The 6,096-nt window shown below is 49.4% G+C and carries 7 protein-coding genes; 3 read left to right on the top strand and 4 right to left on the bottom strand.

All coding sequences use genetic code 11. The features are described 5' to 3' along the window. The 4 genes from ACOJTG_RS24335 to ACOJTG_RS24320 all read right to left on the bottom strand — a co-directional run. The coding region (locus tag ACOJTG_RS24335) for a glycosyltransferase (protein ID WP_420156188.1) at positions 1-304 on the bottom strand (304 nt) is incomplete at its 3' end. Then, the gene (locus ACOJTG_RS24330) at positions 304-1,146 is read right to left on the bottom strand and encodes a glycosyltransferase family 2 protein (RefSeq protein WP_420156187.1); all 843 of its coding nucleotides are present in this window, start codon (positions 1,144-1,146) and stop codon (positions 304-306) included. The genes ACOJTG_RS24330 and ACOJTG_RS24335, both read right to left, overlap by 1 nt. Beyond that, complete coding sequence (locus ACOJTG_RS24325) at positions 1,133-1,942, bottom strand: glycosyltransferase family 2 protein (protein ID WP_420156186.1); 810 nt, start codon at positions 1,940-1,942, stop codon at positions 1,133-1,135. The genes ACOJTG_RS24330 and ACOJTG_RS24325 overlap by 14 nt, the downstream gene beginning before the upstream one ends. Before the next feature lie 189 nt (positions 1,943-2,131). Next, positions 2,132-2,584 carry a GNAT family N-acetyltransferase gene (locus tag ACOJTG_RS24320; RefSeq protein WP_420156185.1) on the bottom strand — a complete coding sequence of 151 codons (453 nt, stop codon included), beginning with the start codon at positions 2,582-2,584 and terminating at the stop codon, positions 2,132-2,134. A 272-nt stretch (positions 2,585-2,856) separates the two neighbouring features. On the opposite strand from ACOJTG_RS24320, the gene hisG reads away from it, so the two are divergent. From hisG to hisC, 3 genes are all read left to right on the top strand, one after another. After that, positions 2,857-3,720: an ATP phosphoribosyltransferase gene (gene hisG / locus ACOJTG_RS24315; RefSeq protein ID WP_420156184.1), complete on the top strand. Its 864-nt coding sequence runs from the start codon at positions 2,857-2,859 to the stop codon at positions 3,718-3,720. Between the two features lie 27 nt (positions 3,721-3,747). After that, the gene (gene hisD, locus ACOJTG_RS24310; RefSeq protein ID WP_420156183.1) at positions 3,748-5,025 is read left to right on the top strand and encodes a histidinol dehydrogenase; all 1,278 of its coding nucleotides are present in this window, start codon (positions 3,748-3,750) and stop codon (positions 5,023-5,025) included. A 23-nt stretch (positions 5,026-5,048) separates the two neighbouring features. Beyond that, the coding region (hisC, locus tag ACOJTG_RS24305; RefSeq protein WP_420156182.1) for a histidinol-phosphate transaminase at positions 5,049-6,096 on the top strand (1,048 nt) is incomplete at its 3' end.

Raw genomic sequence — 6,096 nt, 5'->3', positions numbered from 1 at the left:
TGCTGGAAAATTCGTGGGTCAGCTCATCATCTGCTCCGATGAAATACACCCACTCGCCCCGAACATACTCCAGAGCCTTGTTCATGGCGTCATAAATACCCTGGTCTTCTTCACTTCGCCAGAACGTTATTTTTTCAGTATTCGCTTCCAGAATGGATACGGTAGCGTCAGTACTAGCCCCATCCATGATAATGATCTCAATGCGAGGGTAGGTTTGCCGAAAAATGCTGTCCAGACAAGCTTGTAGGCATTTTTCGGCATTATGGGTTACAAGAATTACTGAAACTAAAGGAATGGAATTCATCAGGCATACACCTCTGAACAGGCATACGTATACTGATTGACGCCCTGACTGCAATACGTGATTTTATCGGTAATCGTCTGAACGAGTCGTCGTTCGTTTTCCTCGCAGTGTTCCCGACATTTCTCGGGGTGATACAGGTGAAAAACAATTCCGCCAAACTTGATAGCTCTTTTTCGGATGCCTGCATTGGCCAGGCGGGCCGCAATTTCGTTATCCTCCCTTCCCCAGCCATAGAAAGCCTCGTTGTAACCGTTGACCTGAATAAGATCCTTTCGCCAGAAAGCCATATTGCAACCTCGCAGTTTCATGATATTATTGGCTTTGTAACGATCGGCGAAATAGTTACGCAGGAAACGAATCTGAAAACGATTGGTATGATTTGTCAGACCCCGGCACAGAAGACCCGTACTGGTTTTTTTTGCATGAATCAGCTTGTCAGATAATTTTTTATTCATCAGCACTCGACTGCCCGTCACGAAGGTTCCGGGTTTACTGATCTCCAGGTGATCGCTCACAAAGTGCTTGTGTAGAATCAGGTCACCGTCTACCTGAATGATATACTCATGGGAAGATCGGGCAATAGCTTTGTTACGAATCCGGGCCAGCTGAAAACCCTCATCCTCCTGCCAGACGTGTAGAAGAGGTACGGGAAAGGTTTTCTGCATCATTTCGATCAGGTCGCGTGTTTCACGGGTCGAGCCGTCATCGGCAATGATTACTTCATCCGGAAGAACGGACTGGCGACTCACGCTTAACAAACAAAGGTGTAGAGCCTGGGGCCAGTTATACGTTGAAATGATAAGCGTTGTTTTGATGAGGTGATTGGAGTTAATCGCGGCCATATCCATTAGAACAAGTTTTAATTTTAGAAGACATGGCCTTCTGAATCGTGTGGGCGTGAAAAGGTTCGTATTCGCGGGGCTGTTCCTCATGGTGCAGGTGAAACTGAACAGCCCGGAGCTTCACAATTTTTTTCACGATTGAATTATTGATAAACCGGACAGCTAATTCTTCATCTTCGTGTCCCCAACCCTGCAAATCATTATTGTAGCCATTTACCCGTACAAAGTCGGCTTTCCAATAGGCAAGATTACTACCCCTGACATCGCGGCTTTTCATTTCCTTTCGCTCCCCAAGCGATTGAAGCCATGGTAACCGAAGGGCATTGAACCGGTTGTAAACACCTGGAGAAAAGGCATGCAGCGATGGATAGCTGGAAGTAGTGTCCAGACTTGAAAGTAATTCCAACGTTCGGGCTTCGGTAATTCGGGCCCGGCTTCCTCGAACAAAGGCTCCCGGTTCAGAAGCTAACAGATGATCCTGAATGAAGCAAGGATGTAAAATGACATCGCCATCTACCTGGATGAGGTACTCGCCTGAACTACGTTGAACCGCCTTATTGAGAATTTCAGCTTTACGAAATCCTCGGTCTTCGTGCCAGACATGGAAAAGAGGAACCGAAAGCAAGGGCCGCATTGCGGCTATGACCGCACGGGTTTCAGGACCGGAGCCATCGTCTGCGATGATCACCTCGGCAGGCATAATCTTCTGATCAGCTACACTTTGCAAACAAAACCGAAGTGCTTCAGGCCAGTTATACGTAGAAATAATTAAAGATGACTTATCAAAAGAAATCATCGATTTAAGTTAGGTGTTCTGGGGGTGAATTGTAGACGTTAGTCTATTTATTCGATGAAAATAAAACAATTTTCATCAAAAATGATTGGCCTTTAAAATTAATATCAAAAGAGAGAAAAACAATACTTATTGCCTAGGGTAGTAAACAATGATCGGCTTCTCATACCAGCCTGAAAAGCCGATCATTTTTCACTGGATTTCTTTTCGGAAGCAGACACTGTTTTCTACACCGATGTATTGACCGTAGTTGGGGGTTAGTATGTATCCGTTTTTCTCATACAGCCGGATAGCCTCGGGTTGTCGCTTGCCCGTTTCGAGTACGCAGACCGTAAATCCCAGCTCCTGAGCCCAGGTTTCCAGTTCCTTTAGTACCAGCGAAGCGACTCCCCGGCTGCGATAGTCGGTATGCACAAACATGCGTTTTACCTCAGTGGTATCTTCAGCGAAGAACTTAATTGCTCCGCACCCTACGGCCTTACCTTCAGCGTAGGCAACAATCACGTGAGCAATGGCGTCAATTGTATTAAACTGTGCATAAAAGGCGTGTTCTTCACCATCACGCTGGTGCAGTTCGCGGTCGAGTAAAGTGACCAGCGTCCGGAAATCGGGGTGTTCAGAATTGGTGCGAAGGAGCGTAATCATGCGTGAAGCAGGCGTTAGGATACCGATGAAGTAAAATTGAGCAAACAGTTCAAAAGCGAATCAAAGAAAAAAATCGGATTTACTGAAGCCATTATACTAAAATTGGACGCTGTCAAAGCGTTGAACAAGGCGTCAGGTCTTCCCAGAGAATAGAGAATACTGCCGCTTGTGAAAGTCCTTGCTCCTGCATGATTCTTATTCCGGACGAATAGCTAATTTTGCGGGCCTAATCGTATTTGCTTTGGGCCAAGCCCGAAGTTGCAGATCTACTCATGAGCCAAGATTTCCTCCGTATAGCCGTTCAAAAGTCCGGTCGCCTCAGCGAAGACTCACTTACTCTTTTTAAGGAATGTGGAATCAAGTTTGATTCCAAAGCCGGTAAGCTTAAAACCACGTCCAGCAATTGTCCCGCCGAATTTCTCTTTCTCCGCGATGATGATATTCCCGGATACGTCGAAGATGGCGTAGCGGATATTGGCATCGTGGGCGAAAACGTTCAGGTCGAAACGGGCCGCAACGTGGACATTGCCAAGAAACTGGGCTTTTCCAAATGCCGCTTGTCCATCGCCATTCCTCGCGGGGATTCGTACCAGGGTGTACAGGATTTGCAGGGCCGTAGTATCGCCACCAGTTATCCCACCATTCTGGGTAACTTTTTGAAAGAAAACGAAATCGAAGCGGAAATTCACGAAATCAGTGGTTCCGTGGAGATTGCCCCCAGTATCGGTCTGGCCCACGCCGTGTGCGATATTGTTTCGTCGGGCAGTACACTGCTGGCCAATGGTTTATCGGAAGTAGAAGTCATCTTTAAATCCGAAGCCGTGATGATTGCCCACCCCTCCCTGAGCGAAGCGAAGCGGGCAATTTTGTCGAAACTGCTGTTCCGGATTCACGCGGTACAAACGGCTAAAAACAACAAGTACATCGTATTGAATGCTCCCAACGAAAAGCTGGAAGCCATTACGGCTCTGCTGCCCGGTATGAAAGCACCTACGATCGTTCCGCTGGGAACGGAAGGCTGGTCGGCCGTGCATTCGGTACTGAGTGAAGAAGATTTCTGGGACAAAATTGATGCCCTGCGTACGGCGGGTGCCGAAGGCATTCTGGTCGTACCGATCGAAAAAATGATTTACTAATCAGTGTCTGTTTCAGGCACTTTGTGTATGCAACTTATTCGTTACCCTGAGCCGGAAACCTGGGATACCCTGCTGGCCCGGCCCGTACAGCAAATGGCTCAAATCGAGCAGTTGGTTCAACCCATTTTGCAATACGTACGAAGCCACGGCGATGCGGCTCTGAAAGAATACGCCCTGAAATTCGACAACGTCCGGCTGGATCGGCTGGACGTGCCGATGGAAGTGATGGAAGTGGCCGAACGGCAGCTTTCGCCAGCCCTCAAGGATGCCATCCGGCAGGCGTATTCGAATATTGTTAAATTCCATGCAGCTCAGCGGCAGGCTCCCGAGAAGATCGAAACCATGCCGGGGGTGACCTGCTGGCGGAAATCCGTCGGAATTGAGAAAGTCGGCATTTACATTCCCGGAGGTACTGCACCCTTGTTCAGCACCGTGTTGATGTTGGGTATACCGGCTCAACTGGCGGGCTGTAAGGAAGTGGTACTGTGTTCGCCCAGCCAGCACCCGGCCATTCTATATGCCGCCAAGCTGGTCGGTGTAACCAGAGTGTACAACATCGGTGGGGCTCAGGCCATTGCCGCCATGGCGTACGGTACGGAAAGTGTACCGCAGGTGTACAAGATTTTCGGACCCGGCAATCAGTTCGTAACGGCGGCTAAAATGCTGGTGGCGAAAGAAGGCGTGGCCATTGACATGCCCGCCGGACCCAGCGAAGTAGCCGTATACGCCGACGAAACGGCTAATCCGGCCTTTGTGGCGTCTGATTTACTCTCGCAGGCCGAACACGGTAAGGACAGTCAGGTACTGCTGGTATCTACTTCTGAATCCGTACTCACCCAGACGATGGATGAGGTAGAAAAACAGGTTCGCGAATTGTCCCGTGAAGATTTCGCTACGCAGGCTCTGGAGCATTCCAAAGCCGTGCTGGTACGCGATGAATCCGAAGCACTGGATTTGTTGAACGCCTACGCCGCTGAACACCTGATTCTTTCGGTCGAAAATGCCGAAGCTCTGGTCGATGAAATTACCAATGCGGGTTCCATCTTCCTGGGGCACTATACGCCCGAATCAGCGGGTGACTATGCCTCGGGGACGAACCACACCCTGCCTACCAATGGGTACGCCCGGGCGTATTCAGGCGTTTCGCTGGATAGCTTCGTCAAGAAAATTACGGTGCAGTCCATTTCGAAAGAAGGATTAAAAAACATTGGTTCGACGATTATGGAAATGGCAGCGGCCGAATCGCTGGACGCTCACCGACGGGCCGTAGAAATTCGTCTGGAACAGTTAGAAACGGGCGAATAAGCCCAAAAAGATAGCACATACCGATGTTTCAGTTAGAGAAACTAGTACGTCCGCACTTGCTTTCGCTTACCCCGTACTCGTCCGCCCGTGATGAATACAGTGGCAAGGAAGGGGTGTTTCTGGATGCGAACGAAAATCCCTTAGGCTCGGCTACGGCCAACGCCTACAATCGTTACCCCGATCCGTACCAGTGGGTCGTCAAGGAGAAACTGGCTCCCCTCAAAGGCGTGCGGCCTTCGCAGATCATGCTGGGCAATGGCTCCGATGAACCGATCGATTTGCTGGTTCGGGCCTTCTGCGAGCCCAAGGAAGACCATATTCTGATTTTGCCGCCGACCTATGGCATGTACGAGGTATCCGCGAATATTCAGAATGTGTCCGTTCAAAAGGTACCCCTGACGCCGGAGTTTCAGATCGACGTGCCGGCTGTACTAGCCGCCGTAGAGGACCATACAAAACTCATCTGGCTCTGTTCGCCTAATAACCCCTCGGGGAACGTACTGCGGCGGACGGACATTCTGCAAATCATTGAATCGACGTGCTGCATTGTGGTTGTCGATGAAGCCTACATTGATTTTGCGGCAGATACAACGCTGTTGACGGAACTGGATCGCTATCCCAATCTGGTTGTTTTACAGACCTTCTCCAAAGCCTGGGGACTGGCCGGTTTACGCGTCGGGATGTGTTTTGCCAGTGAAGCCATTATTGCTTTACTGAACAATATCAAATCTCCCTACAACATCAGTAGCGTAACCCAACAATTACTGGCGGAAGCCCTGACGCAGGTAGAGAAAAAGGACGAAATGGTACAGACAATTCTCGTCAACCGCGAACGCCTACGCCAGCGTCTGGAATCTTTACCCAACGTTGAAAAAGTATTTCCGACGGATTCTAATCAGCTGTTAGTGAGGTTTCAGGATTCGGCGGCTGTATTTTCTTACCTGCTCGAACACAAAATCATCGTCCGGGATCGTTCTAAAGTCAAACACTGTGACAACTGCCTCCGGATTTCGGTAGGTACCGAGGAAGAGGATAATGTGTTGTTTGAGTGCCTGCTGGAGTTTACCCGAG

This window comes from Siphonobacter sp. (genome assembly GCF_048595215.1).
Classification (GTDB): domain Bacteria; phylum Bacteroidota; class Bacteroidia; order Cytophagales; family Spirosomataceae; genus Siphonobacter.
The sequence above is the reverse complement of the archived record's forward strand: the minus strand, read 5'-3'. Positions and strand labels throughout refer to the sequence as shown.

Bases quoted from the DNA above. Each gene is read 5' to 3' on its own strand.
- ACOJTG_RS24330 (WP_420156187.1), bottom strand. From the start codon at position 1,146: ATGGCCGCGATTAACTCCAATCACCTCATCAAAACAACGCTTATCATT.
- ACOJTG_RS24325 (WP_420156186.1), bottom strand. From the start codon at position 1,942: ATGATTTCTTTTGATAAGTCATCTTTAATTATTTCTACGTATAACTGG.
- ACOJTG_RS24320 (WP_420156185.1), bottom strand. From the start codon at position 2,584: ATGATTACGCTCCTTCGCACCAATTCTGAACACCCCGATTTCCGGACG.
- hisG (WP_420156184.1), top strand. From the start codon at position 2,857: ATGAGCCAAGATTTCCTCCGTATAGCCGTTCAAAAGTCCGGTCGCCTC.
- hisD (WP_420156183.1), top strand. From the start codon at position 3,748: ATGCAACTTATTCGTTACCCTGAGCCGGAAACCTGGGATACCCTGCTG.